Source organism: Staphylococcus sp. HMSC057A08 (genome assembly GCF_001812925.1).
GTDB classification, from domain to species: domain Bacteria; phylum Bacillota; class Bacilli; order Staphylococcales; family Staphylococcaceae; genus Staphylococcus; species Staphylococcus hominis.
Genome location: NZ_KV810827.1, coordinates 1 through 262 on the forward strand (window position 1 = coordinate 1; position 262 = coordinate 262).

At 32.4% G+C, this 262-nt stretch carries 1 protein-coding gene; it reads right to left on the reverse strand.

Features of this window, described 5'->3' with window-relative positions:
* The coding region (locus HMPREF2881_RS00725; protein WP_141752615.1) for a recombinase family protein at nucleotides 1-178 on the reverse strand (178 nt) is incomplete at its 3' end.
* Nucleotides 179-262 lie beyond the last annotated feature (84 nt).

Consider the following 262-nt stretch of genomic DNA (forward strand, 5'->3'; position numbering starts at 1 on the left):
CAACAATCGTATCTCCTGACCTCGCAAATTCAATGGCTTTATCTAAACCAGGTCGCTTACTTTTTGAACCACTCATATGATCATTAAATATCTTTTCACAACCATATTGATTTAACCGATCTTCCTGTAAATCCAAGTTCTGTAATCCAGTTGAAACTCTTGCATAACCTATTTTCAACATACAAACCTCCTATATACATTTTCATTGTACCATAACTTAATTCTGATCATATTTATGAACATAGATTTTCTGTTGGGTTAT